This is a genomic window from Leifsonia naganoensis (genome assembly GCF_013410615.1).
GTDB lineage: Bacteria > Actinomycetota > Actinomycetes > Actinomycetales > Microbacteriaceae > Leifsonia > Leifsonia aquatica.
On the sequence record NZ_JACCHJ010000001.1, the window covers coordinates 3,052,648 to 3,079,387 of the forward strand.

The 26,740-nt window shown below is 72.0% G+C and carries 22 protein-coding genes and 1 tRNA gene; 11 read left to right on the forward strand and 12 right to left on the reverse strand.

Annotated features, from left to right (window positions below):
- Positions 1-69 precede the first annotated feature (69 nt).
- A complete protein-coding gene (locus tag HNR14_RS14730; RefSeq protein ID WP_343064499.1) occupies positions 70-1,515 on the reverse strand; it encodes an MDR family MFS transporter in 1,446 nt (481 codons plus the stop codon).
- Positions 1,516-1,609: 94 nt separating this feature from the next.
- Between HNR14_RS14730 and HNR14_RS14735 the strand changes: the two genes are divergently transcribed.
- Together HNR14_RS14735 and HNR14_RS14740 are read left to right on the forward strand one after the other, a co-directional pair.
- Positions 1,610-2,221, forward strand: a complete 612-nt coding sequence (locus tag HNR14_RS14735; RefSeq protein WP_179701632.1) for a helix-turn-helix domain-containing protein — start codon at positions 1,610-1,612, stop codon at positions 2,219-2,221.
- The gene (locus HNR14_RS14740; protein ID WP_343064500.1) at positions 2,218-3,507 is read left to right on the forward strand and encodes an MFS transporter; all 1,290 of its coding nucleotides are present in this window, start codon (positions 2,218-2,220) and stop codon (positions 3,505-3,507) included. Before HNR14_RS14735 ends, HNR14_RS14740 begins: the two co-directional genes overlap by 4 nt.
- Here the strand turns inward: HNR14_RS14740 and HNR14_RS14745 are convergent.
- Positions 3,443-7,102, reverse strand: a complete 3,660-nt coding sequence (locus HNR14_RS14745; RefSeq protein ID WP_179701633.1) for an SCO7613 C-terminal domain-containing membrane protein — start codon at positions 7,100-7,102, stop codon at positions 3,443-3,445. The two genes, HNR14_RS14740 and HNR14_RS14745, sit on opposite strands and share 65 nt — an antisense overlap.
- A gap of 198 nt (positions 7,103-7,300) precedes the next feature.
- Between HNR14_RS14745 and HNR14_RS14750 the strand changes: the two genes are divergently transcribed.
- Complete coding sequence (locus tag HNR14_RS14750; protein WP_021764131.1) at positions 7,301-11,062, forward strand: ATP-binding protein; 3,762 nt, start codon at positions 7,301-7,303, stop codon at positions 11,060-11,062.
- Between the two features lie 31 nt (positions 11,063-11,093).
- Here HNR14_RS14750 and HNR14_RS14755 read toward each other — a convergent pair whose 3' ends face one another.
- On the reverse strand, positions 11,094-11,297 hold the full coding sequence (locus tag HNR14_RS14755) for a hypothetical protein (protein ID WP_179701634.1): 204 nt from the start codon (positions 11,295-11,297) through the stop codon (positions 11,094-11,096).
- Between the two features lie 26 nt (positions 11,298-11,323).
- A complete protein-coding gene (locus tag HNR14_RS14760; RefSeq protein ID WP_179701635.1) occupies positions 11,324-12,064 on the reverse strand; it encodes an SGNH hydrolase domain-containing protein in 741 nt (246 codons plus the stop codon).
- 237 nt (positions 12,065-12,301) lie between these two features.
- On the opposite strand from HNR14_RS14760, the gene HNR14_RS14765 reads away from it, so the two are divergent.
- Positions 12,302-12,487 carry a hypothetical protein gene (locus HNR14_RS14765; protein WP_179701636.1) on the forward strand — a complete coding sequence of 62 codons (186 nt, stop codon included), beginning with the start codon at positions 12,302-12,304 and terminating at the stop codon, positions 12,485-12,487.
- Positions 12,488-12,509: 22 nt separating this feature from the next.
- Here HNR14_RS14765 and mscL read toward each other — a convergent pair whose 3' ends face one another.
- The 3 genes from mscL to HNR14_RS14780 are packed head-to-tail and all read right to left on the reverse strand — an operon-like array spanning position 12,510 to position 13,980.
- A complete protein-coding gene (gene mscL, locus HNR14_RS14770; RefSeq protein WP_021764128.1) occupies positions 12,510-12,947 on the reverse strand; it encodes a large conductance mechanosensitive channel protein MscL in 438 nt (145 codons plus the stop codon).
- A 43-nt stretch (positions 12,948-12,990) separates the two neighbouring features.
- A complete protein-coding gene (locus HNR14_RS14775) occupies positions 12,991-13,353 on the reverse strand; it encodes an FmdB family zinc ribbon protein (protein ID WP_179701637.1) in 363 nt (120 codons plus the stop codon).
- Positions 13,354-13,395: 42 nt separating this feature from the next.
- Positions 13,396-13,980 carry a 5-formyltetrahydrofolate cyclo-ligase gene (locus HNR14_RS14780; protein WP_179701638.1) on the reverse strand — a complete coding sequence of 195 codons (585 nt, stop codon included), beginning with the start codon at positions 13,978-13,980 and terminating at the stop codon, positions 13,396-13,398.
- Between the two features lie 59 nt (positions 13,981-14,039).
- Here HNR14_RS14780 and galU point away from each other — a divergent pair, with 59 nt between their 5' ends.
- From galU to HNR14_RS14805, 5 genes are all read left to right on the forward strand, one after another.
- Positions 14,040-14,993, forward strand: a complete 954-nt coding sequence (galU, locus tag HNR14_RS14785) for a UTP--glucose-1-phosphate uridylyltransferase GalU (protein WP_021764125.1) — start codon at positions 14,040-14,042, stop codon at positions 14,991-14,993.
- Between the two features lie 59 nt (positions 14,994-15,052).
- Positions 15,053-15,721, forward strand: coding sequence for a GNAT family N-acetyltransferase (locus HNR14_RS14790; protein ID WP_021764124.1), 669 nt, complete (start codon positions 15,053-15,055; stop codon positions 15,719-15,721).
- 54 nt (positions 15,722-15,775) lie between these two features.
- A complete protein-coding gene (locus HNR14_RS14795) occupies positions 15,776-16,861 on the forward strand; it encodes a hypothetical protein (RefSeq protein WP_179701639.1) in 1,086 nt (361 codons plus the stop codon).
- A gap of 58 nt (positions 16,862-16,919) precedes the next feature.
- A tRNA-Ala gene (locus tag HNR14_RS14800) sits at positions 16,920-16,992 on the forward strand.
- A gap of 138 nt (positions 16,993-17,130) precedes the next feature.
- A complete protein-coding gene (locus HNR14_RS14805) occupies positions 17,131-18,354 on the forward strand; it encodes an MFS transporter (protein ID WP_179701640.1) in 1,224 nt (407 codons plus the stop codon).
- 31 nt (positions 18,355-18,385) lie between these two features.
- Here HNR14_RS14805 and HNR14_RS14810 read toward each other — a convergent pair whose 3' ends face one another.
- Together HNR14_RS14810 and HNR14_RS14815 are read right to left on the reverse strand one after the other, a co-directional pair.
- Positions 18,386-19,285 carry a helix-turn-helix domain-containing protein gene (locus HNR14_RS14810; RefSeq protein WP_179701641.1) on the reverse strand — a complete coding sequence of 300 codons (900 nt, stop codon included), beginning with the start codon at positions 19,283-19,285 and terminating at the stop codon, positions 18,386-18,388.
- Between the two features lie 46 nt (positions 19,286-19,331).
- On the reverse strand, positions 19,332-19,931 hold the full coding sequence (locus HNR14_RS14815) for a LysE family transporter (RefSeq protein WP_179701642.1): 600 nt from the start codon (positions 19,929-19,931) through the stop codon (positions 19,332-19,334).
- Positions 19,932-20,000: 69 nt separating this feature from the next.
- On the opposite strand from HNR14_RS14815, the gene HNR14_RS14820 reads away from it, so the two are divergent.
- Complete coding sequence (locus HNR14_RS14820) at positions 20,001-20,891, forward strand: LysR family transcriptional regulator ArgP (protein WP_218875052.1); 891 nt, start codon at positions 20,001-20,003, stop codon at positions 20,889-20,891.
- Here HNR14_RS14820 and HNR14_RS14825 read toward each other — a convergent pair.
- The gene (locus HNR14_RS14825) at positions 20,888-23,758 is read right to left on the reverse strand and encodes an aminotransferase (RefSeq protein ID WP_179701643.1); all 2,871 of its coding nucleotides are present in this window, start codon (positions 23,756-23,758) and stop codon (positions 20,888-20,890) included. The genes HNR14_RS14820 and HNR14_RS14825 overlap by 4 nt on opposite strands.
- 102 nt (positions 23,759-23,860) lie before the next feature.
- On the opposite strand from HNR14_RS14825, the gene HNR14_RS14830 reads away from it, so the two are divergent.
- Positions 23,861-24,244, forward strand: coding sequence for a DUF3054 family protein (locus tag HNR14_RS14830; RefSeq protein ID WP_179701644.1), 384 nt, complete (start codon positions 23,861-23,863; stop codon positions 24,242-24,244).
- Positions 24,245-24,339: 95 nt separating this feature from the next.
- Here the strand turns inward: HNR14_RS14830 and HNR14_RS14835 are convergent, their stop codons facing one another.
- Together HNR14_RS14835 and HNR14_RS14840 are read right to left on the reverse strand one after the other, a co-directional pair.
- Entirely contained in the window at positions 24,340-25,626 is a 1,287-nt protein-coding gene (locus HNR14_RS14835) for a DUF445 domain-containing protein (protein WP_343064501.1), read from the reverse strand.
- The gene (locus HNR14_RS14840; protein WP_179701645.1) at positions 25,623-26,735 is read right to left on the reverse strand and encodes an aminopeptidase P family protein; all 1,113 of its coding nucleotides are present in this window, start codon (positions 26,733-26,735) and stop codon (positions 25,623-25,625) included. Before HNR14_RS14840 ends, HNR14_RS14835 begins: the two co-directional genes overlap by 4 nt.
- Positions 26,736-26,740 lie beyond the last annotated feature (5 nt).

Below are 26,740 nucleotides of genomic sequence, written 5' to 3' on the forward strand. Positions count from 1 at the left end.
CGAAATCTGCGCCTTCTCGACGCGAGGCGGCGAACTGTTCGCCGCCTGGCGAGTCGGGCAAGGGGCGCGCTACTCGGCCGCGGGCGTCGCGGGCCGCAGCTCCACGTCTTCGACGCGGGAGCGCGGCATGGCGATGCCGGCGACGATCGTGAAGGCGGCGGCGATCGCGACGGCGATGAAGACGGCGGTGGAGGCTGCCTGCACGGTGCCGGGATCCTTCGCTCCGCCCGCGGAGGAGGCGATGATGCCGTTCGCAATGGCGCCGAACAGGGCGACGCCGACCGAACTGCCGATGGAGCGCGAGAACATGTTCGTGCCGGTGACCACGCCGCGCTCGTTCCAGGCGACGCTCGACTGGGCGGCGATCAGCGTCGGGGTGGCGACCAGTCCCATCCCGAGCCCGACCACGAAGCAGCTCATCGCGACGAACGCGACGCTCGGGTGGACGGACGTGACGGCGAGCGCGATCGCGCCGACGATGGCGATGGAGGTGCCGAGCAGCGCCGTGCTGCGGAATCCGATGCGCAGGTAGAAGCGGCCGGAGAGGCTGGCGGCGATCGGCCAGCCGATCGTGAGGGCTGCGACCGCGAGCCCGGCGATCAGCGGGGAGGCGCCGGTCGTCGACTCGAGGTAGGTCGGCACGTACGAGGTGAGGCCGATCAGGATGGCGCCGATGCCCAGCGAGATGAGGGTCGTGGTCACGAGCAGCCGGCGGGAGAACACCCAGAGCGGCAGTATAGGTTCGGCCGCCCGGCGCTCCACGAGCAGGAAGGCGATCAGCAGGAGGCCGCCGAGCACGAACGCGCCGATGCTCCAGGCCGAGTCCCACGCCCATGCCTGGCCGCCTTCGAGCACGGCGAGGATGAGGAGGCTCATCCCGACGGTCAGCAGCGTGGCCCCGGCGTAGTCGATGCGGTGCGGGCGGCGCTCGACGTTCTCGTGGAAGTTGCGCGCCAGCATCCACGCGGCCAGGAGGCAGAGCGGGATGTTGACGAAGAAGATCCAGCGCCACGAGGTGAACTGCGAGAACAAGCCGCCGAGGGTCGGGCCGACGACCGAGGAGATCGCCCACACGCTCGCGAGGTAGCCCTGAACCTTCGCCCGCTCGGCGATCGTGTAGATGTCGCCCGCGATGGTGATCGCGATCGGCTGGATGGCGCCGGCGCCGAGACCCTGGATGACGCGGAAGGCGATGAGGGCGGGCATCGACCAGGCGACGCCGCAGAGGATCGACCCGAGCAGGAAGAGCCCGATGCCGATGAGCACGAGCGGCTTGCGCCCGACCGTGTCGGCGAGTTTCGCATAGACGGGCACCGAGACGGCCTGCGCCAGCAGGTAGACCGAGAAGAGCCAGGGGAACTGCGAGAACCCGCCCAGGTCCGACACGATCGACGGCACGGCCGTCGCGAGGATCGTGGAGTCGATGGCGACCAACCCCGTGGTGAGCATGAGGGCGATGAGCACGGGGCCGCGCTCGGAGCGGAAGCCGACGCTGGCACGGGTTGGTTGGTTCACACGTGTGAACAACGTCTCGTGCCGCGAGCCATTCCCGATGCGGCGGTGAGAGCCCGACTTGACGTGAAAGAGAAGGGCGCGCACAATCTGAAACATGTCTTTCAGATCGCCCGAGCGCCGCACGGTCACCGACCCGCGCGCCCTCCGCGCGCTCGCGCATCCCCTGCGACTGGCGCTGCTCGACCACCTCATGACGTTCGGTCCGCGCACCGCGAGCGAGTGCGCCGAGATCGTCGGCTCGACCCCGTCGAACTGCAGCTATCACCTGCGCGCCCTGGCCCGCTTCGGGCTGGTGGAGGCGGTGAAGGCGGAGGACGGGCGCGAGCGGCCGTGGCAGTCCACGGCGACGGGCCTCACGTTCGGCCGCTCGGAGGACCCCGGGTTCCACCTCGGCGAGGACACGGCGGAGCGCCTGCTCGTCGACCGTCAGATCGACGACGAGGCCGCCCTCGTGCACCGCGCCGTCGCTCAGCGCGACGAGCAGCCCGCTGAGTGGCGCGACGCCTCCATGCTCACGGGGTACGCCCTGCGGCTGTCTCCCGCCGAACTGAAAGACCTCACCGAGAAGCTGGACGCACTCATCCGCCCGTACATCGGTCTGACCCGTGCCGACGCGCCGGACGACGCCGACGTGGTCGCCCTGCACCTCAACGCGTTCCGTCACCCCGACGCGCAGCGGGCGGCCGGCGCGGGGGAGTCATCGTGACCTCCCGCTCGCCGCTGCTGCGCCGCGACTACGCGCTGATCTGGTCGGCCGGTCTGGTCTCCGACACCGGCGACTGGCTGCTGATGATCGCGCTGCCCCTCTTCGCGTTCGGCGCGACCGGATCCGCTCTCGGCGCCTCCACCGTCTTCCTGGTGGAGCTCGTGCCGATGCTGCTGCTCGGCACCTTCCTCGGGGTGCTCGTCGACCGCTGGGACCGCCGCCGCACGATCATCGTCACCGCCCTGCTCCAGGCCGTTGCTCTGTTGCCGCTGCTGGCGGCATCCGCCGACCGCATGTGGCTCGTCTACACGGTGGCCGCGGTGGAGGCCGTGCTCGGCGCGGTCATCAACCCGGCTCGTCAGGCGCTGGTCCCGAGCCTGGTCGAGCCCGACCAGCTCGCGCGCGGCAACGCGCTCATCGCCGTCAGCGACAGCATCGCCCGCCTCGTCGGCTCGCCGCTCGGCGGTATCGCGTTCGCCGCGGGCGGCCTGCCCGGGGTCGTGATCGCCGATGCGGCGACCTTCCTCGTGACCGCCGTCCTCGTCGCGTGCATGCGCCGTCATCCCGTACCCGTGGCAGCGGACGCGGACGCGGAGACGCCCGCGATCGTCGCCGAACGGCGGCTCCTACGCGAGTGGGCGGAGGGGCTCGCGCTGATCGGCCGCTCGGGGACCCTGCGAACCCTCGCAGCCATCACCGCGCTCGGCAGCGTCTCGCAAGGCCTCTTCCTCGTCCTCTTCATCGTCTACGTCACACAGGATCTCGGAGCGGGGGATGCCGGTGTCGGCCTCCTGCGCGGCGTGCAGGCGATCGGCGGGGTGCTCGGCGGCCTCCTCTCCGGCATGCTCGTCCGCCGGCTGAGTCCGCGGATGCTGGTGGGAGGCGGCTACCTCGTCTTCGGCCTGCTGTCGTTGATCACGTGGAACCTCGCGCCGTTCACCACGGCCATCGGGGTCTACGCCGGCCTCTTCATCGCGATGGGCATCCCCGCGGTCGCCACCGCGACCGGCGAGATCACCCTGGTGCAGACCGGCACCCCGCCGCACGCACTCGGCCGTGTGATCGCCGCGATGACCACCGTCGCGGGAGCGGCGCAGGGCGTCGGCCTCCTCGCCGGCGGCCTGCTCGCCGAGCAGTTCGACGTGGTGGCCATCCTCGACGGCCAGGCCGCGCTCTACCTCCTGTGCGGCGTGATCGCGCTGGCGGCGCTCGGCAGCCGGTTCAGCGCAGGTCGCGTATCCGTGCCAGAGGCGAGCGCGGCCCGCTCGACCGACGTTCCGCGGTGACGGCGAGAGCGAGGAGGACGGCGCCGGCGGCGGCCAGTGTGATCCACCAGGGCATCGCCTCGATGGAGCGCCCGATCTGAACGGTGAACACGACCACGTTCTCGATCGGGAGGACGATGAGGCCGAGGACGAACGGCGCTGCCAGACGGAGGAGCGAACCCGCGAGGATGCACACCAGTGCGATCGCCATCACCAGGACGGCCCGCCAGGTGACCGGATCGGTTCCGGTCGCGGTGACCGACGGGGCGAGGAGCACGGCCAAGCCGGGGGCGAGCAGCGCCCAGCTCGATCGGAAGCCGGCGGGCCACGAGGTCGGAGTCGCCACCGCTCCGGGCCCCGGAGCCGGAGCCCGGAGCGCGATCACGCCCGCGGCCAGGAGAGCGGCGCCGAGGGGCAGTGAGAAGGCTTCCACCCGCAGCTCGCGCGTCGACCACGCGGCGACGGAGAGCGCCCACGCCGCGGCGAACCAGACCCACACCGGTGGCAGCCTCGTCGGGCCGCGGAGGCCGCGAACCGCCGTCGTGACCATTCCGGCGAGGAGGCACGCGGCCAGAACCGAGAGCAGCACCAGCGGGAGCGGATCGGCGCGGTTCGCCGTGAGCGGGCCGACGACGAGCAGGACGATGGCGGGGACGAAGAAGGCCCGGCCTGCAGCGACGCGCGTCAGTTCGCGCCCGGCTCCGGCGGCGAGCGCCGCTGCCGGCACCGAGTACGCGACGACCGGCAGGATGACGAGCATCGCGGGGGCGGCGGCCGTGTCGACCCCGAGCCCGTAGCGGAGGGCTTGAACCGAACCCGCCGTTGCCGCGACCATGGCGGCGACGGCGGAAGCCGGTGAGAGGGGACGCACGCCGTCACTCCACCGCGCGCGGCGCAGAGCGAGTGGCAGAGCCCACAGGGCGGTCGCCGAGAGGAGCAGGAGGTCGGTGCGCCAGGGGATCGCCGGCTGGGCGCCTCCGTCGGTTCCCGATGGTGTCGCCGACCCCGTCAGCACCAGCGCGAGCAGGCTGGGCGCGATGAGCGCTCCCGCGCCGACAGCGAAGAGAGGCAGGCCGCGCCGCCCTCGAGCGCTCGCCGCGATTCCGACGACGAGTGCCGCCAGAGCGGGCGGCGCGAGATACGCCTCGAGCACCGGTACCCCGAGCAGGCCCAGCAGACTCCACAGGGCGCCCGCCCACGCGGCGCCCGTGATCCACCAGCCCCAGCCGCGGTGAGCGATGCGGGCCATGGCGATGCCGCCGAGCCCGAGCAGCAGGAGGACCACAGCGGCGATGCCCGGCCCGGCGGCCGGACGGGCGAACGCGAGCAGCACGGCGATCATCCCCGTGAACAGCGACGCGGCCTCGCCGGAGAGCCGGATCGCCGGGATGTGCGTCACCCGGCGTCGCTCCAGAAGCGCCGCCAGCCGCTCCCCGCTCGCGACCGCCACTGCGACGAGGGCGGCGATGATCGGGAGGGTGATCGGCGATCCGCTCATCGGCAGGACCTGCGCGCCCAGGGTGACCACGATGACGGCGAGACCGGGGACGATGAGGGCCGCGGCCAGGCAGCGGAGCCAGGCCGGGACGGGGCGCGACCGCTCCGTCAGCACCACGGCGGAGAGTGCGACGCTCGCGGACGTCGGAAGCGCCGTCCACGCTGTCCGTTCCACCAGGACCAGGCCGACGGTCACCAGGAACGGAGCGGCCGCCGAGCCGAGGAAGGCGATCCAGTCGGCGTTGCCGATCCGGCGCGAACCGGTCGCGACGAAAGCGGCCAGCACACCAGCCGTCACCGCGACGCAGAGCGCGGCGGTGACGTCGAGCCCGGTGAGCCGGACCAGGGCGGACACGAGCACGACCATCGCGTAGAGGACGCCGACGGCGATGTAGACCGGGCGGGCACGGGGAGGTGCGAGCGTCGACGCGAGCACTGTCGCACCCACCGCACCGACGCCCACGACGAGGAGCGACCAGTCTGCGGCGAAGGCCGTGGCGGCCGCGGAGACGAGGAGGACGTGACCGGCGAGAACCGGGCCCGCGAGCACCGCGTCTCCGGCCGCCCGCAGCGGAGCCCAGCGTTTGGCGAGGAACATCAGCGATGCACCGGCCAGCAGGGCGGCCGCACTGCTGACCGGCTCGGGAAGATCCCATCCGGTGGCCGCGATGATGACGACCAGGCTGAGGGAGGCGGACGCGACGACGCGGTCCGGTATCGCCGTCGACGGTCTGGTCGTGCCGCGAACGGCGCCGGCGAGGGCGGTGATCGCCAGCGCAACGATGGCGGCGGCGACGGACGCGGTCACGTCGTCGGACGCCGGTGCGCGATCCGTCCGGGTCAGCGACGGGATGACGACGTATGCCGCAGGAACGGCGGTGAGCCGAGCCGCCGCCCAGCTCGCCCAGACCAGGGCGGCGCGATCCACGCCGCGCACGGCAGGGAGCCGGTCGATGCCGAGGAGGGCCGCGTGCCCGGCGAGTACCGCTGCCGGAAGGATCCACGGCCCGGCGGCGAGCGCGGGGACGGCCAGCGGCACGGTGACCGCGGCCACGACGGCGAAGACGCCCGCGGCGGCGCTCCAGATCCGCGGCATCGCGGAACGCGCGCTCGCGGCGCAGACGGCGCTGAGCGCCGCCAGTGTCGCGATGGAGACGGCGTCGGCGGAGAAGCGCTGGACCACCACGACGGCGAGTGCCGTGACGACGGCTCCGCCGGCCTGCAGCACGACGACGGTGATGCGTTCCGTCCGCAGCGGAGACCCGAGCGCGGGCGAGAGCCGGGAGAGGAGCGGGTGGAGGACGAGGCCGGAGGCAGCGACGGAGAGCCCCATGGCGTAGGAACCGGCGACGGCCGCCTCCGTGCCGGCGAGCGCCGACAGGATCAGCGCGGGAGAGAGTGCGGCTCCCACGGCCCCGCCCCAGACCCAGCTGCGCAGGCGCACCCGGTGGCCGCCCGCGAGCGCCGCTGCCGAGCACGCGAGGAGAACGACGCCGGCGAGGACCCTGGTCGCCGGACCATCGGGGACCAGGGCGGAGGCCGACGAGGCCGTGACCACGGCGAACACGAGACCGAGCATCCCGACGGTCTCGGCCGAGAAGGCGAGGCCTGCGCGACGGAGGGTCCACCCTGCCGTCAGGAAGAGGGCGGCCACCAGGGCCAGGACCGCGGAGCGCGCGGCCGCGTCGCTGAGATCGGGACTGAGGAAGGCGAAGACCAGGGAGGCGATCGCGATCAGTCCGGCCCCTGCGACGGAGAGCACGGACTGCACAGACAGCCTCCCGGCGCTCTGCACCGCGGCGGGGCGGTCAGGCGCAGACGGTTGAGCGCGCCACGGCGTCGGTCCTGCAGCCGGTGCGGAACCGGTGGTCGGCGTCGCGCCCGTCCTGAGGCGGTCGACGACCGTCTGCCGCCGCCGGAGAGCGATGGCGGCGGCGGCGGACGCTGCGCGCAGCTCGGCCAGCGACTCCTGGTCGATCTCGGCGCCGCAGGCCGGGCACGAGCCGTTCTCGACCACCGCTCGTGCGCAGCGCGGGCATGCGCGCTCACCGAGCAGATAGTCGATCGCGTCGGCCGTCCAGTGCGCTGACAGCGATGCCGTGACCGTCGGATCCGTCATCTGATGACCCCCTCGGCTGGGGAGCCTAGCCAGGGCTTGCATGCCGGGTCGTCATCCTTCCGGCGGAGAGCACAGCGCCGCGAGAGTGAGGTTCGACAGGGAGGGTACTGCCACCATCGGCGGTGCGCCGCCCCCGTATTGCCGCGAAACCCGCCCGGGTTGCGGGATGTTTCCGGGATTCGCACGTAGGGTGTCCGTGTGTGGCGACTGGATAGGAAGAACGAGGACGACCTGGTCGGGTCCGGCCTCGCGGACGACGACGCCCTGCATCCGGTCGCGAACTCGACCGCGCCGCATCAGTTGAGCCTGGGTGATCCGTCCCTCGTGGCCGGCAACATCGCCGACCCGGTCCGCAAGCGGTGGCAGGACGAGATCGCGTCGATCGGCGGCGTCTCGCCCCTCCTGCACTTCGAGGACAGCCCTCGTGCGCGTATCGAGCTGAGCACGACGCACCCGGGCGGGCTGCCGCAGTTCATCACGGGTAAGAGCACGCTGCTGTCGAGCTTGATCCGCGACGAGCTCGCGCTGCGCACCGCCCGTGCGGCCGCGAACGCGATCACGACGAAGGGCATCGAGCTGCGCACGGTGCGCGGCATCGAGTCCGTGCACCTGGCGATCGGCCTGGCGCAGTGGCGGCACGGCGGCGACGAGCTGACCGCACCCATTCTGTTGCGCCCGCTGGCGATCCGCCGCTACGGCCGCGACTTCGAGCTGAAGCTGAAGGGTCAGCCGTTCCTGAACCCGGAGCTGTCGCGCGCGCTCGCGGAACAGTTCCAGATCACCCTCGACGCGGACGCGTTCGTCGCGCTCGCGCTCAACAACGGCGTCTTCAAGCCGCAGCCCGTCATCGACAGGCTGCGCGGCCTCACCTCGCACCTGCCCTGGTTCAACGTGCAGCCGCGCCTGGTGGTGTCGTCGTTCGCCGACGTCGCCCCGGCGTTGCGGGCGGAGGCCGAGGACCTCGACACGACCCTCCTGAACGCGCTCGCGGGCAACCCGTCGGCGCGGACCACGATCGAGAGCGCCTTCAACCCGGTGGAGCAGATCCGCCAGGACGAACGGCCGCCCGCGACCGACACCCTTCTGCTCGACGCGGACGAGGAGCAGGAGACGGTGGTCGCGCAGATCGCGGCCGGCAACTCCCTCGTCGTCAAGACCCTACCCGGCACCGGCGGCACGCAGACCGTGGTGAACGCGATCGGTGCGCTCGTCGCCCAGCACAAGCGCGTGCTCGTGGTGAGCCCGCGCCGCTCCAGCCTCGACGACATCGCCCAGCGCCTCACGCGGGTCGGGCTGCCCGGGCTGGCCGTCACCCCGCGCACGCTGCGCCGCGACCTGATCCAGTCCATCGGCCGCAACGAGAAGGCCACGCAGCCCCGTGTCACCGATGTGGACGAGGCGCTCGTGCGCTTGCGCAAGGTGCTGCTCGACTACCGCTCCGCCCTCGGGCGCCGCGACCCCGTGCTGAAGGTGTCCGTCCTGGATGCGCTGCGGGAGCTCTCGCGTCTCGCTCTGCTGCCATCGCCGCCGTCGACCACGGCCCGGCTCGGCCGCAGCTCCATCGAGGTGCTCGCCACCGACCGCGACGCCGCCTCCGACGCGCTCATCCGCGCCGCCCGGCTCGGCGAGTTCCGCTACGGCCCCAACGACTCGCCCTGGTACGGCGCGTCGTTCACCACGACCGAGGAGGGCAAGGCCGCCCACGACCTCGCCAAGAAGCTCAACCGGGCCGAGCTGCCCCGCCTGATCGACCGCGCCCGCGCGCTGATCGGCCAGACCCGGATGCGCCCGTTCGAGTCGATCGCCGAGCTCGGCGTGTACCTGCGCCTGCTGCTCGACATCCGCGAGACCCTCGACCGCTTCACGCCCGCCGTGTTCGACCGCTCGCTCGCCGAGTTGATCGCGGCCACCGCCTCCCGGCGCGAGTCCGCGACGATGACGAGCGCGAACCGCCGCCGCCTGCGCAAGCTGGCGCTCGAGTACGTGCGCCCGGGCGTGCACGTCACCGACCTCAACGAGAGCCTGCGCCGCATCCAGCAGCAGCGCATCCTGTGGAACCGGTTCGCCGTCGCCGGCGTGGTCCCGGAGGTGCCTGTCGGCATCGCCGACGTGCAGGTCGCGTATCAGCGCGTCGCGGAGGACCTCGCCCGCCTCGACATCCCGCTGCGCCGCACCGGAACGCCGCAGTCGCTCGCGGCCCTGCCGATCGAGGTGCTCACGCGCCAGATCGCCGGGCTGGCTGCCGAGTCGGAGGTGCTGGCAAACCTGCAGGAGCGCACCGCCCTGCTCGGACAGCTGCGCGACCTCGACCTCGACCCGCTCATCCAGGACCTCTCGGTGCGCCACGTGCCCGAGTCGCAGGTCAGCGCCGAGCTCGAGCTCGCCTGGTGGCAGTCCGTGCTGGAGTCGCTGCTCGCGGCCGACCGCGCCCTCCTGAGCGCCAACACCAGCGTGCTCGACCGGCTCGAAGCCGACTTCCGCCTGGTCGACGAGGCCCACGCCTCCGCCACCGGCAAGCAGCTCGCGTGGCTGCTCGCCGAGACCTGGAAGATCGGCATCGTCGACTGGCCGGAGGAGGCCACGGCGCTCAAGCGGCTCCTCAAGTCGGGTCAGCCGACGGCCGCGACGCTCGACGCCGCCGCCCCGCACCTCTCCCGCCCCCTGGCTCCGGTCTGGCTGATCTCGCCCTACGAGGTTCCCGAGCTCGGCACCGATCTGCCGTTCGACGCCGTCGTCCTCGTCGACGCCGGCGCGTCGACCCTCGCCGAGAACATCCCGGTGCTCCGCCGCGCGAAGCAGCTGGTGGCGTTCGGCGACCCGGTCACGCAGACCCCGTCGCGGTTCGACATCGGCGTGCACGAGTACGGCACCTCGTTCGAGGGCGTCCTGGAGGACGTGGATGCGATGCACGCGGACTCCGCGCTCGCCCGCCTCGCCGAGCTCCTCCCCGTCTACACGCTCAAGCGCAGCTACCGGGCCGGCGGCGAAGACCTCGCCGAGCTGGTCAACCGTCGCTTCTACGGCGGCATGATCGACTCACTGCCCTGGGCAGGCACCTACCTCGGTCACGGCAGCCTCGCGCTGCACTACGTGTCCGGCGGCCAGGGCATGCCCGACAGCGACACCGGAGCGGTGGAGAGCACCGACGCCGAGGTCGCGAAGGTGGTCGAGCTCGTCCTGCAGCACGCCATCGAGCGGCCCCGCGAATCCCTCATGGTCATCTCGGCGAGCGACCGGCACGCGGTGCGGGTCAACCAGGCGGTGCTCGCGGCCTTCGCCAAGCGCACCGACCTCGCCGACTTCATCCTGGGCGACCGCGCCGAGCCGTTCACCGTCGTCACGCTCGATCAGTCCGTCGGGCAGAGCCGTGACCGCGTCATCTTCTCGATCGGCTACGGCCGCACCCCGCACGGCCGCCTGCTGTCGAACTTCGGCGCCCTCGCCGAGCCGGGCGGCGACCGCCTGCTCGCGATCGGCATGACCCGCGCGCGCCGGGGGATGGACATCGTCTCCTGCTTCAAGCCGGACGACATCGACGAGTCCCGCATGCGTCACGGCATCGCCGCGCTCGCGCAGGTGCTGGGGGAGGCCGACGAGATCCAGGCGGCCGCGCCCGAGCACCTGAGCCCCGACGCGGACCCGATGATCATCGACCTCGCCAAGCGCCTGGCCCGGCGCGGGCTCGACGTGCACCTCGGCTACCGCGGCAAGCTCACGCTGATCGCCTCGCACGAGGGCCGCGCCGTCGTCGTCGAGACCGACGAGGACGTCAACAAGGGCAGCCTGCGCGAGTCGCTGCGCCTGCGGCCCGACGTGCTCCGCCGCCTCGGCTGGCACTACCTCCGCGTGCACAGCTTCGAGCTCTTCGCCGACCCCGACGCGGTCGCGGTCCGCATCGCGCGCCTCATCGGCGCGGGGGAGCCCGGCACCGAGACGGCACCGATCACCATCCCCGTCTGAGGCGACCGCGGCGTCGTCGTCAGAGCGGGAGTCAGGCGGGCGAACGCGACGGGTAGGCGGCGGCGATGTTCGCCTCGATCCACGGAGCCATGAGCTGCATGGCCTCCGCCGTGAAGTGCACGCGGTCGACGCGGTAGATCGCCGCACCCGTCGATGTCTTCGTCGCGCACTCTCCGCCCGGGCACACGGCCTCGTCGAGATCGAGAGGCCGGACCCGCGAGTGCGCCGCGAACAACTCCGACTCGACGTCCGTCTTGCACTTCAGGCGTTCGGGGGTGACGGTGGGGGACCAGGAGCGGGGGCGATCTTGGACATCAGGATGAGCGGAGGGTTCTCGAACTGAGCGGTGGTGTCGACGAGGAGGCCGAGCTGGGCACGGTAACGCGCTGTCCATGTCGGCTGGCACGGCGAGATCCAGGCGCCCTGGTAGAACTGGTCCTCCACATCCCACTTGTTGTGCACGACGATGACATCGGGCCGGGCGTCGTCTTCGATCGCGCCGAGCTTGTCCCGCCATCCCCAGCACGACTTCTTCGAGTCCATCGTCCAACCGTTGCCGGCCCTCGCCTTCTCGGCGTCGAACAGTCCGCAGCCTCCGTACGAGATCGAACGAGGGACCAGATCGGCCGTGCGGAAGTCCCGGAGCGCCTGGTACATGTTGCCGGCCACGGAATCGCCCAGGACGAGGACTCGGAGGGGGGAACCGTCCTCGCGGGTGGGAAGCGGGACGGGCTCGGCAACGGCGAACGGTTCACCGGCAGCGGGCTTCGATACGGGTGCCGCGGGTTTCGGTGCGACCGCCGCGGGCGCTTCCGACGGTTCGGAGGAGGACGCGCCGGCGATGCTCGTCGAGGGCTGCGTCAGGTAGATCGCGGACGCGACGACGAACCCGATCGCGAGCGTCACGCCGACCCCCGTCATCAGGGAGCGGACGATCTCTCGCCTCCGTGACGGGCGCTGGAGCGCACGGGACTGCCGCCGCGTCATCTCGGGATCGGGCATCGCTTTCCTACCGCCTGTTCCATTCGTCGCCGACGCGAGCCGTCACCGAATGGCGGACGGAGGAGCGATCGTCGAAGGTCCCCGAGATTTTAGCGAGAACCTGTGGTCACGGCGCTCTGGTCACACTCAGAATGAAGTGATATGGCGTAGATGTTCTGCATTTATCATGCTCTCACTCCGCGGTTCTCACACACCACCGCGTCCGCCTCCCGCGTGCGCGGCGGATACTCTGGAGAGATGACCGACAGCACCTCCGATCAGCCGCGCACCCGTCGCCACCGACGCGTGCAGCGCGCGGGCGCACAGGGCGCCGACCCCACGCCGCACCTGCGGCCGGAGGCCGCGGAGGACGACACGGACCACTCGCCGTCGTTCGGAACGAACGACGAACAGCTGCGGCGGGACGTGCCGCCGCACTACTGACGGGCGCTGGTCTGCGCCGGGATCAGACCTGCGGGTCGGAGTGCTTGCCGGTCGCCTGCGGCGGGGACTGCTGCGCCTGCAGGATGTCGCGGATCTCGGTGAGCAGGTCCAGGTCGGTGACGGGAGCGTCGGGCTCGACGACGCCCTTCTTGCGGAGGCGCTCGGCGCGCTCCTTGACCAGGTTGAGCGGGTAGACGAAGACGAAGTAGACGACCGCTGCGACGATGACGAAGCTGATGATCGCTCCGACGACCGCGCCGAACTTGATGGTCGCGTCGCCGATCGGCACGTCCAGGGCGTTGTCGAGGCTGTCGGCCTTGAAGATCGCGCTGATGAGCGGGTTGAAGATGTTGCCGACGATCGAGTTCACCACCGCGGTGAACGCGGCGCCGATGACGACGGCGACCGCCAGATCGATCACGTTTCCGCGGAGGATGAACTCTTTGAAGCCTTTGATCACGATCGATCCTTTCGCCTGTGGTGGTGCAAGGGTGGGGTCGAGCTTAGGAGCCGGAGCCGCCGGAGGACGAGCCGCCCGAGGACGACCCGCCGGACGAGCCGGAACCGCCGGAGGAGGACGAGCCTCCCGACGACGAGGAGCCGCCCGACGACGAGGACCCCGACGATGACGAGCCCCCCGTGGACGAGCCGCCGGACGACGAGCCGCCCGACACTCCCGAACTCTTCGTACCACGCGAGTCGGTCCGGTAGAACCCGGAGCCGTTGAAGGTCACCCCGACGGCCCCGAAGACCTTGCGCAGCTGGCCGCCGCAGTTCGGGCAGACCGTGAGCGCGTCATCGGTGAACGCCTGCTGGATGTCGAAGGCGTGGCCGCAGTCGCGGCAGGCATAGGAGTAGGTGGGCATCAGTTTCCGCTTATTTCACGTGCGTCGGTCGGGTCGGGTGGGTCAGGTGAACTGGACGATGCGCGTCGGGGTGACGACGCCGTCGACCGCCTGGTCGTGCCGCTCGCGCGGGACCTCGTCCACGAGCTCGCCGTCGAAGAGGACGGCGTACACCGGGGGACATTTTTCCATGCTCCCGAGCGTCTTGTCGAAATAGCCGCGCCCCCAGCCCATCCGCATGCCCGAGGCGTCGACCGCCGCCGCCGGGACGAGGATGAGGTCGACGTCGTTGATCGCGATGGGGCCGAGCAGTTCGCCGACGGCCTCGGGCATCCCGAACAGACCCTCGGTCTCGGTCTCGCCGTCGCCGGTGGTCCAGTCGAGCAGGCCGTCCTCGCGGGAGATCGGGAGGAGCACCCGGAGGCCCTGCGCGTGCGCCCAGTTGAGGAACGGGCGCGTGTCCGGCTCGATGGTGGTCGAGAGGAAGCAGGCGACCGATCGCACGTTCAGGTCGGTCGTGAGATCGACGAGATGGCGGGTGAGACCGGCGGTCGCGCTCGCGCGCTCGGTGCTGGTGAGGTTCTGTCGCCGCTCCCGCAGTTCTGCGCGCAGAGCGCGTTTGCGGTGGGCGGCAGTATCCGGGTCCATAGCGCAATCCTAGAAGATGGGGCCGTGACCCCGGAGGAAATGCGGATACTGTAGGCGGCATGGCTAACCACGTCACCAAAGCTGTCATTCCGGCGGCGGGCCTCGGCACCCGCTTCCTGCCCGCCACCAAGGCGATGCCCAAGGAGATGCTGCCCGTCGTCGACAAGCCGGCCATCCAGTACGTCGTCGAGGAGGCCGTCGACGCGGGCCTGCACGACGTGCTCATGATCACCGGGCGCAACAAGAACGCGCTGGAGAACCACTTCGACCGCAACGCCGAGCTGGAGGACACCCTCCGGGCCAAGGGCGACACCGACCGCCTCGAGAAGGTCAACTACTCCACCGCCCTCGCCGACATGCACTACGTGCGCCAGGGCGACCCCAAGGGCCTCGGCCACGCCGTCCTCCGCGCCAAGATGCACGTGGGCCGCGAACCCTTCGCCGTGCTGCTCGGCGACGACATCATCGACTCCCGGGACCCGCTGCTCAAGCGGATGCTCGAGGTCCAGTTCGAGCTCAACACCACGGTCATCGCGCTGATGGAGGTCGACCCCGACAGCATCCACCTCTACGGCGCCGCCGCGGTGGAGCCGACGGACGAGGACGACGTCGTGCGCATCACCGGTCTGGTGGAGAAGCCGGACAAGAAGGACGCCCCGTCGAACTACGCGATCATCGGCCGCTACATCCTGCGTCCCGAGGTCTTCGACGTGCTCGAGCGCACGGAGCCGGGCCGCGGCAACGAGATCCAGCTCACCGATGCGCTGCAGTCGATGGCGCACGCCCCCGACTGGACCGGCGGCGTCTACGGCGTCGTCTTCCGCGGCCGCCGCTACGACACCGGTGACCGCCTCGACTACATCAAGGCCATCATCCAGCTCGCCTCCGACCGCGAGGACCTCGGGCCCGACCTGCGCCCGTGGCTGAAGGACTTCGCGAAGGGCCTCGACGACACCCCGGACGAGGTCATCGAGGAGATGCCGGCCGAGCCCGTCGGCGAGCCGATCTCCTAGAGCCCCTCGAACCCGCCCACTGCAGAACGCACCTGCACAGCAGCCCGCACGAAGGAGAGATGCCCGTGGCGATCGTCGTCCCCACCCTCGGTGAGGGGCCGGTGGGGTTGCGCCCCATCCGGCTGCGCGACGCCCGCGCGCTCGAACGCTCCCTGCTCGACAACCGCGGATGGCTGCGGCAGTGGGAGGCGACCAGCCCGTATGCGCCCGGGTCCTTCGACACGCGCGCCAGCATCCGCTCGCTGCTGTCGAACGCCCGGGCCGGGCACGGTCTCCCGTTCATCGTGGAGTACGAGGGCAAGCTCGCCGGCCAGCTGAACGTCTCGTCCATCGCCTACGGGTCGCTGTCGAGCGCGACGATCGGCTACTGGATCGCGCAGGAGTTCGCCGGGCGCGACATCACGCCGACGGCCGTCGCCCTCGCCACGGACTACTGCTTCTACCAGCTGGGCCTGCACCGGATGGAGATCTGCATCCGCCCAGAGAACAAGCCCAGCCTGCGCGTGGTCGAGAAGCTCGGCTTCCGCTACGAGGGTCTGCGCCGCCGCTACATCCACATCAACGGCGACTGGCGCGACCACTTCTGCTTCGGTCTCGTCTCGGAGGAGCTGACCCAGGGAGTGCTGCGACGCTGGCGCGACGGAGCCGTTCCGGCGGACGCCGCGACGGTGACCGCGGAGGACGTCGCGGCCGCCGCCCTGCCCCTGCCGATCGCCCGGATCCGCTGAGACACACCCTCCGTCTGCCCCGGCCGCACGGGTGCCGCCCCGTAGCGTAGAGACATGAACGGGGATGTGATGGGCGGAGGGGTCGTCGTCGCGATCGCGGCGGTGCTGTGGCTCGCCTATCTGATCCCCGTCTGGCTCCGCCGCCGCGAGTACGTCGCCACCGAGCGCAACGCGGTCCGGCTGCAGCAGACCCTCCGCATCCTCGCCGAGACCAGCGAGCTGCCGGACGAGGTGCGCATGGAGGCCACGGCCCGCACCGTCGCCGAGCAGCAGCGCGTGCTCCGGCGTGCCGAGCAGCGTCAACTCGTCGAGGCGCGCGCGGAGGCCGCGGCCCACGCCCGGCGCGAGCACGCCATCGCCGAGGAGCGGCGCATCGCGGCCGAGGAGGCCGAGCGTGCGGCGACCGCGGCGATCGCTGTCGAGCGGGCCTCCCGTGCCGCAGCGGCCCAGCGTGCGCGCGCCATCGCGACGGCCGAGAGCCGACGCCCCGTCCTCTCCCCGCAGCGCCGCCGCCGGCTGCGTCGTGCGCGGGCTCTGAGCACCCTCGTCCTCGTGGCTGGGGTGATCGGCGTGATCGCCGGCACCGGCGTGATGCTCTCGACGGGCGCCTGGCTCGTCCCCGCCCTGTCCGCGGCCGTCTCGGTCGCCGCCCTCGGGATGCTCGGCCGCCTGGCCCAGCCGCAGGAGGCGCCTGCCGCGCCCACCCGTGCCGTCACCATCCCGGCCGCACCCGCCATCTACGACGACGCGCAGCACGACCTCCCCGTGCAGGAGCGGCTGCGCCAGAGCTGGACGCCGCGTCCGCTCCCCAAGCCGCTGCACCTCTCGCCCGGGACGGTGGCCGCCGCCGCCATGGCGTCCGTCGACGCCGCCACCGAGCTGCGCCGCGCCGCCGCTCGGGCCGACTTCGACCGCAAGGCCGCTGAGATCGCGGCGCCCGCTCCTGTCGCTCCTCCCGTCCCGCTGCGTCCCGTCGCGGTGGCCGAGGCGCCCGTCGCCTCCCTTCCGCGGATCGCCCCCGTCGCCCCGGCGCCGGAGCCCATCCCGAGCCGCTACGCCAGCATGGGCATCGTCGGCGAATCGGCCGACGGCGCCATCGACCTCGACGCGGTGCTCCGCCGCCGCCGGGCCGCGAGCTGAGCGGTGCTCGATTTCAACTCGGCGCGGGTGGGGTGCTAGGCTTTCAGAGCAGTTCCCCGGGGCTATGGCGCAGTTGGTAGCGCGCTTCGTTCGCATCGAAGAGGTCAGGAGTTCGAATCTCCTTAGCTCCACCGGAAAGCACGGAAAGGCCGCTCGCGAGAGCGGCCTTTCTGCTTGTCCGGGCGTCTCAGGTGACGATCCGGACGCAGAGTCATCACCTCCGGACGACCGATCAGGTGCAGGCGTCGGCACGCCGCCAGCATGGAGGAATGACAGTCAGCGACACCGTTCCGACCTCTCCGACCGCCGCGGTCCGCGCGCAGAACGCGCCCGGCGGCGAGACCGCGCGCTGGGGCGGCGTCGTCGCGCTCCTCGTCGGGGTCTTCGTGCTGGTGACCAGCGAGTTCCTGCCGGCGAGCCTCTTGCCGTCGATGGCCGCCGAGTTCGGGGTGACCGAAGGGGTCGCGGGCCAGGTCGTGACCGCGACGGCGCTGGTGGGCGTGATCGCGGGTCCGGCGACGGCACTGGTCTTCCCGCGGCTCGACCGGCGGCGCCTCCTGCTCGGACTGCTCATCCTGGCGCTCGCGGCCAACCTGGTGACGGCGATCGCACCGGCCTTCTGGATGGTCGTGATCGCCCGCATCGCGCTGGGCATGGCGATCTCGGGCACGTGGTCGATGGCCCTCGCGGTCTCGGCGCACCTCGTGCCGCCGCGTCACCTCGGCCGGGCGATGATGGTCGTCAACACGGGTGTGTCCGCGGCGACCGTCGCCGCCGTGCCGCTGGGCGCCCTGATCAGCTCGCTGGCCGGATGGCGCGTCGTCTTCTTCGCCGTCGCGGGCGCCACCGTGATCGCCATCGTCGTGATGGCGGTCGTCATGCCGTCCGTGCCGGCCGCGGCCGGGACCGGCCTGCGGGCACTGGTCGCGACCATCCGGTCGAAGGCGATGATCGTCGGACTCGTCGGCGTGCTGCTGATCGTCGCCGGGCACTTCGCGAGCTTCACCTACATCCGTCCTGCGGCCGAGAGCATCTCCGGACTGGGCGCCGGCGGGATCGCCGTCCTCCTCGCGGTCTACGGCGTCGGTGGTCTGATCGGCAATCTGGTGACCGGATCGGTGGTCGACAAGCGGCTGGCGACGACGCTCGTCGTGCTGCCGACGATCCTCGGCGCGGCTGTCATCGTCTTCTCGTTCTCGACCGGCTCGGTCGTCTTCGCCTTCATCGCGGTGGCCGTCTGGGGCATGGCCTTCGGCGGCGTGCCGACCATGGCGCAGACCTGGTCGGCACGGGTCGAGCCGGAGCGCATGGAGAGCGCGGGCGGGCTCACCGTGGCCACGTTCCAGCTCGGCATCTCGACCGGCGCCGTCGTGGGCGGCGTGCTGATCGACGCGACGAGCGTCTCCGTGGTGTTCGTGGCGGGCGGGATCTCGGCCGTGCTGGGCGGCCTGCTCATCGCCTCCACCCGGCGCTGGTTCCCGCGCCGCGGCTGACGGCTGCAGGCTGACGGCAGGCGGCCGGTTGTCAGGCGGTCGCGGCCAGCCGCCGCCACGCGGACGGGTTCGTGCCGGTGTGGCGGCGGAAGGCGCGGCTGAACGCAGCCTCCGACCCGTAGCCGAGCGAGACCGCGGTCTGGGCCACGCTGACGCGGTCGTCGGCGAGAAGGGACTTGGCCCGCTCCATCCGCACCCGCAGCAGGTAGCGCGCGGGAGGCTCGCCGACGACGGTGTGGAACCGCTCGGCGAAGGCGGAGCGGGAGGTGCTGGCCACACGGGCGAGCCGCTCCAGCGTCCACGCGCCGCCCGGGTCGTCGCGGATGGCGTCGACGGCGCGCGCGATGTGCGGGTCGCTCGCCGGCAGGAGCCAGCCGTCCGGAGCGCAGCCGTTCTCGACCCACGCCCGCACCGCCGAGGCGGCGAGCACGCTCACGAGCCGGCCGGCGAACGCGCACGACGCGGGTCGCGCGCTGGCGACCTCGGCCACGAGGGCCTGCGCGAGCGCATTGAGGTGCGCATCCCGCCGCAGCAGCTGGCACGCGATGAGCGCTTCGGGAAGGGCGCGGGCGAGGGGATGCTCGGTGCCGGCGGCGAGGCGCAGCGAACCCGCCACGACCTCGGCGTCGCCGAAGGCGTGCACACGGTACGCGGTCGGCCGCGTGCGCAGCACGAAGTCGCCGCCGCGCAGCCGGTTGGTCTCCGCGTCGGTGCGCAGCTCGATCTCTCCGCTCAGCACGAGGAAGAAGGGGACCTCGCGTACGCGGCCGCCGATGGCCTCTCCGGAGGAGAGCTGGTGCCGGGCGAAGTCGACGAGGGTCCAGTCCATGGCCGCGAGCATCTGCTCCAGCATCCGGGCCGTGCGTTCGGTGAGCACGCCGGAGGCCACGAGGTCGGGGGCGGCGGGTGCGTCCGTTTCGATGATGCTCACGAGAGGCGCAACCGTCGTGGCGACCGCGGGATTCCCGGCCGGGCGATCACACCACCAGGAGCACTGCCAGCACGACCATGAGGACCGCGATCCCGGCATCCAGGATCCGCCACGACATCGGGCGCGCGAAGAGCGGGGCGGCGAAGCGGGCGCCGAAGCCGAGCACGCTGAACCAGAGCAGGCTCGCGGTCGCGGCCCCCGCACCGAAGACCCAGCGGCCGGGATCGCCGTGATCGGCCGAGAGGGAGCCGAGCAGCAGCACGGTGTCGAGGTAGACGTGCGGGTTGAGCCAGGTGATCGCGAGGCACATCCCGGCCGTGGCCAGGAGGGACGGCGCGACACCCGACGCCGCCGTCAGCGTCGACGGCTTCAGCGCGCGCCGCGCCGCGAACACCGCGTAGCCGAGGAGGAACGCGAAGCCGACCCAGCGCACGATCTCGAGGGCGAGCGGCGCGGCCTTCACGAGCGCCCCGATCCCGGCCACGCCGGCGGCGATCAGCAGGGCGTCGCTGAGCACGCAGATCGCGACGACCGGGAGCACGTGCTCGCGCCGGAGCCCCTGTCGCAGAACGAACGCGTTCTGCGCACCGATGGCGACGATGAGGGAGGCGCCGGAACCGAGGCCGGTGAAGAAGATCGCGAGCACGCTTCGACACTATGGGCGGAATACACCTTCAGTACAGCTTGTCTTTCTTACGAAGCATTAGCATCGCTGATGATGGATGCGAACGCCGAGCAGTTGAAGACCCTCGCCGCCGTGATCGACCACGGCACGTTCGAGCGCGCCGCCGTCGCTCTGCACGTGACGCCGTCGGCAGTCAGTCAGCGGGTGAAAGCGCTGGAGGAGCAGACCGGCCGGGTGCTCGTGCGCCGCACCAAGCCGATCGAGCCGACCGAGGCCGGCCGGGTGCTTATGCGCCTCGCCCGGCAGGTCGCACTCCTGGAGGAGGAGGCCGCGGCCGAACTGGATGCCGCAGGCGGGGCCGCGACGACCATCCCGTTGGTCGTCAATGCCGACTCGCTGGCGACGTGGGTGCTGCCGGCGCTCGCGAGCCTCCCGGGCCTGGTCTTCGACCTCACCCTCGACGACCAGGAGCACACGCTCGACCGGCTGCGCGACGGCACGGCGATGGCGGCGATCGGTTCCGACCCCGATGCCGTGCAGGGGTGCACCGTCTCGCCCCTCGGCGCCATGGTCTACCGGCCGGTCGCGAGCCCCGCGTTCGTCGAACGGTGGGCGCCGGAGGGATGGTCTCCGCAGGCCGCCGCCGTCGCACCGATGCTCGTGTTCGACCGCAAGGACGCCCTCCAGGACCGCTACCTGGCCCGTTTCGCTCCCACCGCCCGGCCGCCCCGGCAGTACGTGCCCGCCTCGACCGAGTTCGTGCGCGCGGCGGAGCTCGGTCTCGGCTGGGGGATGCTGCCCGACCTCCAGACCGCCGGGCACCTCGCCGCCGGTCGCCTGACCGTGCTCGACGACGGCGGGGAGGAGGCGGTCGCCCTGCACTGGCACCAGTGGTCGATGCGGTCGGCGGCGCTCACCGCCGTCGCCGACGCCATCGCGGCGCGGGCGGCGGCGGAACTGCGGCCGCCCGGCCGTGACTAGAGCGTCGCCAGCACGAGGTCGAGCGCGTCCGCGAACCGGTCCGCGCTCTCGCGGGTGATGCACAGCGGCGGCTTGATCTTCAGCACGTTCTTGAAGTCCCCGGTCGGCTGCACGATGGCGCCCTCGGCGAGCATCCGGTCGCAGACGAGGGACGCCTCGGCGGTCGCCGGGGTCATCTCGGCGCGGTCGAGCACCAGCTCGACGCCCAGGTAGAGGCCCATCCCGTGCACGGCGCCGACGATCGGGTGCCGCTCGCCGAGCTCGCGCAGCCGGTCGGCGAGGTGGTCGCCGACCGTGACCGCGTTCTCCTGGAGGCGCTCGTCGCGCATGACGTCGAGCACGGTGAGCCCGACGACGGAGCTGACGGGGCTGCCGCCGGCGGATGAGAAGAAGGAGCCCTCGGCCGCGAACGACTCCGCGATCTCCCGGCGGGTGATCACCGCGCCGAGGGGCTGTCCGTTGCCGACCGCTTTGGCGATGGTGATGACGTCGGGCACGACGCCCTGCTGCTGCGAACCCCAGAAGTAGTGGCCGAGACGGCCGAAGCCGACCTGCACCTCGTCGGCGATGCAGACGCCGCCGCGGGCGCGGATGCGCTCGTAGACGCCGGCGAGGTAGCCGTCTGGCAGCATGAGGCCGCCCGCGTTGCCGAAGACCGGCTCGGCGATGTAGCCCGCGACGTCGACGCCGGCCGCATCCAGGGCCGTCAGGTCGTCGTCGAGATCGGCGAGGTAGGCGGCCGCCGAGTCGGGGCCGCGGTGCACGCCGCGCAAGGAGTTCGGGGCGGCGACGAGCGTCACCCAGTCGGGCCGTGTCTCGAGTGCGCGCGGGTTGTCGCCCAGAGACGAGGAGACGGAGTCGGAGCCGACGGTCCAGCCGTGGTAGGCCTCCTTCACGGCGAGCACGGTGCGGCGGCCGGTGTGGGTCTGCGCGAGGCGCAGCGCGAGGTCGACCGCCTCGCTTCCGGAGTTGACCAGGAAGACGGTGTCGAGCCCCTCCGGTGCCAGCTCGGCCAGGCGCTCGGTGTACCGCGAGAGCTCCTCGTAGTGGAAGCGCGAGTTGGTGTTGAGCCGTGCCCACTGGTCGCGGACCGCCTCCACGAGCCGCGGGTGGCCGTGGCCGATCTGCGTCACGTTGTTCACCATGTCGAGGTAGCTCTGTGCGCGCGTGTCGAAGAGGTGGTGCCGCCAGCCGCGCTCGATGAGCGGGGGATGGGCGAAGTAGTGCTCCTGCACGCGCGCGAAGGTGTCGTCTCGGCGGGCGAGCGCTCCGGCGGGATCCGGGATGGAGGCGGTGACGTCGAGCCCGAAGAGGTCGGACGGGTCGGGGGAGACGACGGACCACAGTGCGAACGGGGCGGTCGGGGTGACGAACGCAGGCGGGCGGCCGCCGCCCGTCCGGCCGAGCTGGGCGGTGAGCCGGATGGTCGTGCCGATCTCGTCGCCCGCGGCGACCGTCGCGGTCGTGAGGGGGCGGGTCAGGCCGTCGAGCCACAGGTCGACCCCGTCGGCGCGGAGGGCCCAGGCGCCCTCGACCAGCGACAGCTCGCCCGCGAACGGAGCGAGGACGGGCATGCCGGCGGGGGCGTCGAAGGTGACGCCGAGGGCCACCGTCGCAGTTGCCTCGGCACGATCGCGGACCGCACGGGTCAGGCGCGCCTCACCGTAGCGGGTGATGGCGTGCCCGGCTTCCCGGCAGACGCGGGCCAGCACATCGTCCTCGGCCGACGCCGCGGTCCATGCCCCGGCGTCCTGATCCCGGCCGAGCACCGACAGGTCGGCGAGGTTCGCGGGGCTGCTCTCCACGGCGATCAGTCGGCCGAGCTCGGGGAGCGTCGTGGTGCCGGCCAGGCGGTGACGGAGGAGGGCCTCCATCTCGTCCGCGTCGATGCGGCGGGCGACGTCGAACGCCAGCCATTCGTGGGCGCGGTTCTCGTCGGCGTACCGGTTGTCGCCATCCAGCGCCACCTGCTGCTCGCCGCTGACGACGAGCACCGCGCCGCGGAGGACCACCAGCGGCCAGAGCGCCGCGAGGTCCGCATCGTCGAGCGGGGAGCGCTCGTGGAACGCCGCGACCACGTCGAGCACGGCCGAGAACGGCTCCTCCGGCACGTGGTGCAGCACACTCGTCACGGTGGCGGCGAGGTCTCCGGCGAGCCAGCCGTCCGCGACGTCGCCGAAGTCGATGACGCCGGGGCCGGACTCGCCGAGCACGATGTTGTCGTCGGTCACATCGCCGTGCGTCGCCTGCACCCGGAGGCGGGAGCGCAGGGGTTCGAGCCGGGCGAGCGCGGCATCGGCGGCGGCGCGGACGACGCGGCGCTTTGCGGGCTGCTCCACGTGGTCGAGCAGGAGGTCGACGACCTCCCCGCCGATCCGCGAGTCCCACTGCGTCGAGCGGTCGAGCCCCGCGTGCTCCAGACCGGCCAGGCCGGCGGCGATCCCCCCGGCGAGCGTGCCGAGGGTGCGCAGCTGCTCGGTGCTGAGGCGGGCGACCTCGGTGAGCGGTTCGCCGTCGAGGAAGGTCAGCACGCGGGCGTGCAGTTCCACCCCGCGCACGTCGGCCGCGACCAGCTCGGCTCCGTCGATCGCGGGGACGACGGCGGGCACGCGGATACCGGAATCGGCAAGGGCCGTGAGTGCGGCGTTCTGGGCGAGCAGCTCGTCCGTCGTGAAGACGGGATTCGCGATCTTGAGCACGAATCGGCTCTCGCCCGTGTCGACGAGGAAGTTGCGATCCTGCTGGCTGCCGAGCTCGGTGACCGCGCCGCTCAGGCCGAAGCGTCCGGAGGCGATGGCGGCGGCTTCACTCGGCGTGATGTCCGGGCGGGGAAGCGATGGCTGGTCGAGGAAGTCGGAATTCGGCACGGATGCTCCAGGGCTCGTCGGCGGGCTGAGGCCAGTCTAGTGACGGGCAACGCCCTCCCAGCACCCAGCGAATGCACGGGGATCGGCGCGTAGCATCGACGCGTGAAACCCTGGAGGTCGGCCCTCGTGGCATTCGTCATCGACGTCGCCTTCGTGCTGATCTTCGTGCTGGTCGGGCGCCGTAGTCACGGCGAGACGGCCGGGTTCACCGGCCTGATGACGACGCTCTGGCCGTTCCTCGTCGCGCTGATCGCCGGCTGGCTCGTCACCTGGGCCTGGCGCCGTCCGCTCGCCGTGGTCTGGCCCGGCATCCCGATCTGGTTGATGACCGTCGCGCTCGGGATGCTCATCCGCACCTCCGCGGGACAGGGCGTGCAGCCGAGCTTCATCGCCGTCGCGTTCGTCGTGCTGGGCGTCTTCCTCGTGGGCTGGCGGCTCGTCGCGATGCCGTTCGTGCGCCGCCGCGCGCTGCGCCGCACCGCCTGACGGCCTCGCACGTCCTCCTCCCCCGGGGCGATTTGTGCCAAATGTCGTGAATGGCGCCGCCTTTCACGACATTTGGCACAAATCTCGCCAGGCGGTCAGCGGACCGCGGCGGCGATGAGCGTCGCGACCGTGTAGATCGCGAGCCCCGCGAGCGCCCCGACGACGGTGCCGTTGATCCGGATGAACTGCAGGTCGCGACCGACCTGCGTCTCGATCTTGTCGGTCGTCTCGGCCGCATCCCACCCGCGCACGGTCTCGCTGATGACCCCGGCGATGTCGTGCCGGTAGGCGGTCACGAGGTGCAGCGCGGCATCGGTGATGCGGGCGTTGAGCGAGGCGCGGAGCTCAGGGTCCGCGGCGACGCGGCGGGCGGCGTCGGCGAGGGCGACTTCCGCACGGCTTCGCAACTCGCTCTCCGGGTCGGACAGGGCGCCGACCGCGGCATTCCGCGCCGCCTCCCACGCCGACGCGGCGAGCTCCCGGATGCGCGGGTCGTCGAAGGCGCGCTCCTTGGCGCCCTCGAGCCGGGCGATCGTGTCGGGGTCGTGCTGCAGCCGATCGGCGAGCTGGCCGAGCGCGTCGTCGATCGCGTGCCGCATCCGGTGCTCGGGATCCCGCCGCACGTCGCCGAGGAAGCGCCGCGCCTCCGCGTGCAGCCGGTCGTCCACCATCCGGTCGACGAACGACGGCACCCAGGAGGGCAGCCGGCGCGAGACGAGGGTGGCGAAGGCGTCGGGATGACCGGCGAGCCACTCGTCCACCCGGTCCAGTACCAGGTCCACGACCTCGCGCTGGCCGCCGGAGGCGAGCACCTTCTCGCCCAGCCGGCCGAGCGGTGGCCCCCACGCCGGCGCGATCAGGTGCGTGCGCACGACCGCCTCGATCGCGTCCCGCATCCGCTCGTCGTCGAGCAGCCCGGCCAGCCCGACGGTCGCGGCCGAGCCCTCCGCCACGACGCGGCGCGCGTTCTCCGGTTCGGCCAGCCAGCCGCCGATGGCGCCCGCGATGTCGATCGACGCGAGCTTGCCCGCGACGACGTCGTCGGCGAGGAAGTTGGTCTCCACGAACTCGCCGAGGCTCTCGCCGATCTCGTCCTTGCGGGTCGGGATGATGGCCGTGTGCGGGATGCGCAGGCCGAGGGGATGCCGGAACAGCGCGGTCACGGCGAACCAGTCCGCGAGCGCGCCGACCATGGCCCCCTCCGCGGCCGCCCGCACGTAGCCGAGCCAGGGGTAGCGGTCCTGCAGCGCGAAGGCGACGGTGAAGATCACGGCGGCGACGACGAGCAGCGACGTCGCGAGGATCTTCATCCGGCGGAGGGCGCGTCTGCGCTCGGCATCGTGCTCCGCCGCGGGGGAGAGGACCTCGGGTGCGCGCGTCACTGGACCAGGTGCAGTTCGCGGCTCGTGTTGTTCAGCCGGTGCGCGCCGTCCTCCGCCGCGACCACGATGTCCTCGATGCGCACGCCGAACCGGCCGGGCAGGTAGATCCCCGGCTCGATCGAGAAGCACATCCCGGCCTCGATCGGCAGCTCCTCGCCCTCCACCAGATACGGCGGCTCGTGCGTGGTGGTGCCGATGCCGTGTCCGACCCGGTGGATGAAGAAATCGGCGTATCCCGCATCCCGGATGACGGTCCGCGCGACGCGGTCGATCTCCTGCAGCGGGATGCCGACGGCGACGGCCTCGAACGCCGCCTGCTGGGCGCGCTTCACGATCTCGAAGACCTCGTGCTCCTCGTCGGTCGGCTCGCCGACGTGCACCGTGCGCGTGGTGTCGGACCCGTAGCCGTCCATCAGGCCGCCGAAGTCGAGCACGACCATATCGCCCTCGGCGATCGTCCGATCGCCGGCCTCGTGGTGCGGGTTGGCGCCGTTGGGGCCGGAGCCGACCACGGTGAAGTCGACCTGCGAGTGGCCGTGCTCGCGCAGCAGCCGATCGAGGTCGGCCGCGACCTCCCGCTCGGTGCGCCCGGCGAAGCGGACGCCGAGGATGTCCTCGAAGGTCGCGTCGGCCGCAGCCCCCGCAGCGGCGAGCCGGTCGATCTCATCGGCGTCCTTCACCGCGCGCAGCATCGGCAGGGCGCGCGAGAACGCCGCGAACCGCGCCTCCGGGAGCTTCTGCTGCAGACCCAGGAGGTGCATCGCCCAGAGCGCGTCCGACACCGCGTACCGGCCGGAGGCGTCGAGCAGCGCGGCGGTCGGCACGTACTCGTCCTCCCCGTCCGACCAGTCGACGATGCGGAAGGCGCCGGTTGCGCGGGTGGCCGCGGCGCTGTCGTGCTCGAGCACGGGAACGATCATCGTCGGCTCGCCCTCCGCCGGGACGACCAGGAGGGTGATGCGCTCGGTCGTCGCGATCGGAAGGTAGTCGGCGAAGTAGGCGAGGTCGGGGCCTGGGGCGACGAGCAGGGCGTCGAACCCGGCGGCGCGGGCCTGTGCGGCTCCCCGCCGGAGCCGCTCGGAGAAGTGCTGCGCGGTGATCTGCTGCATGGTCG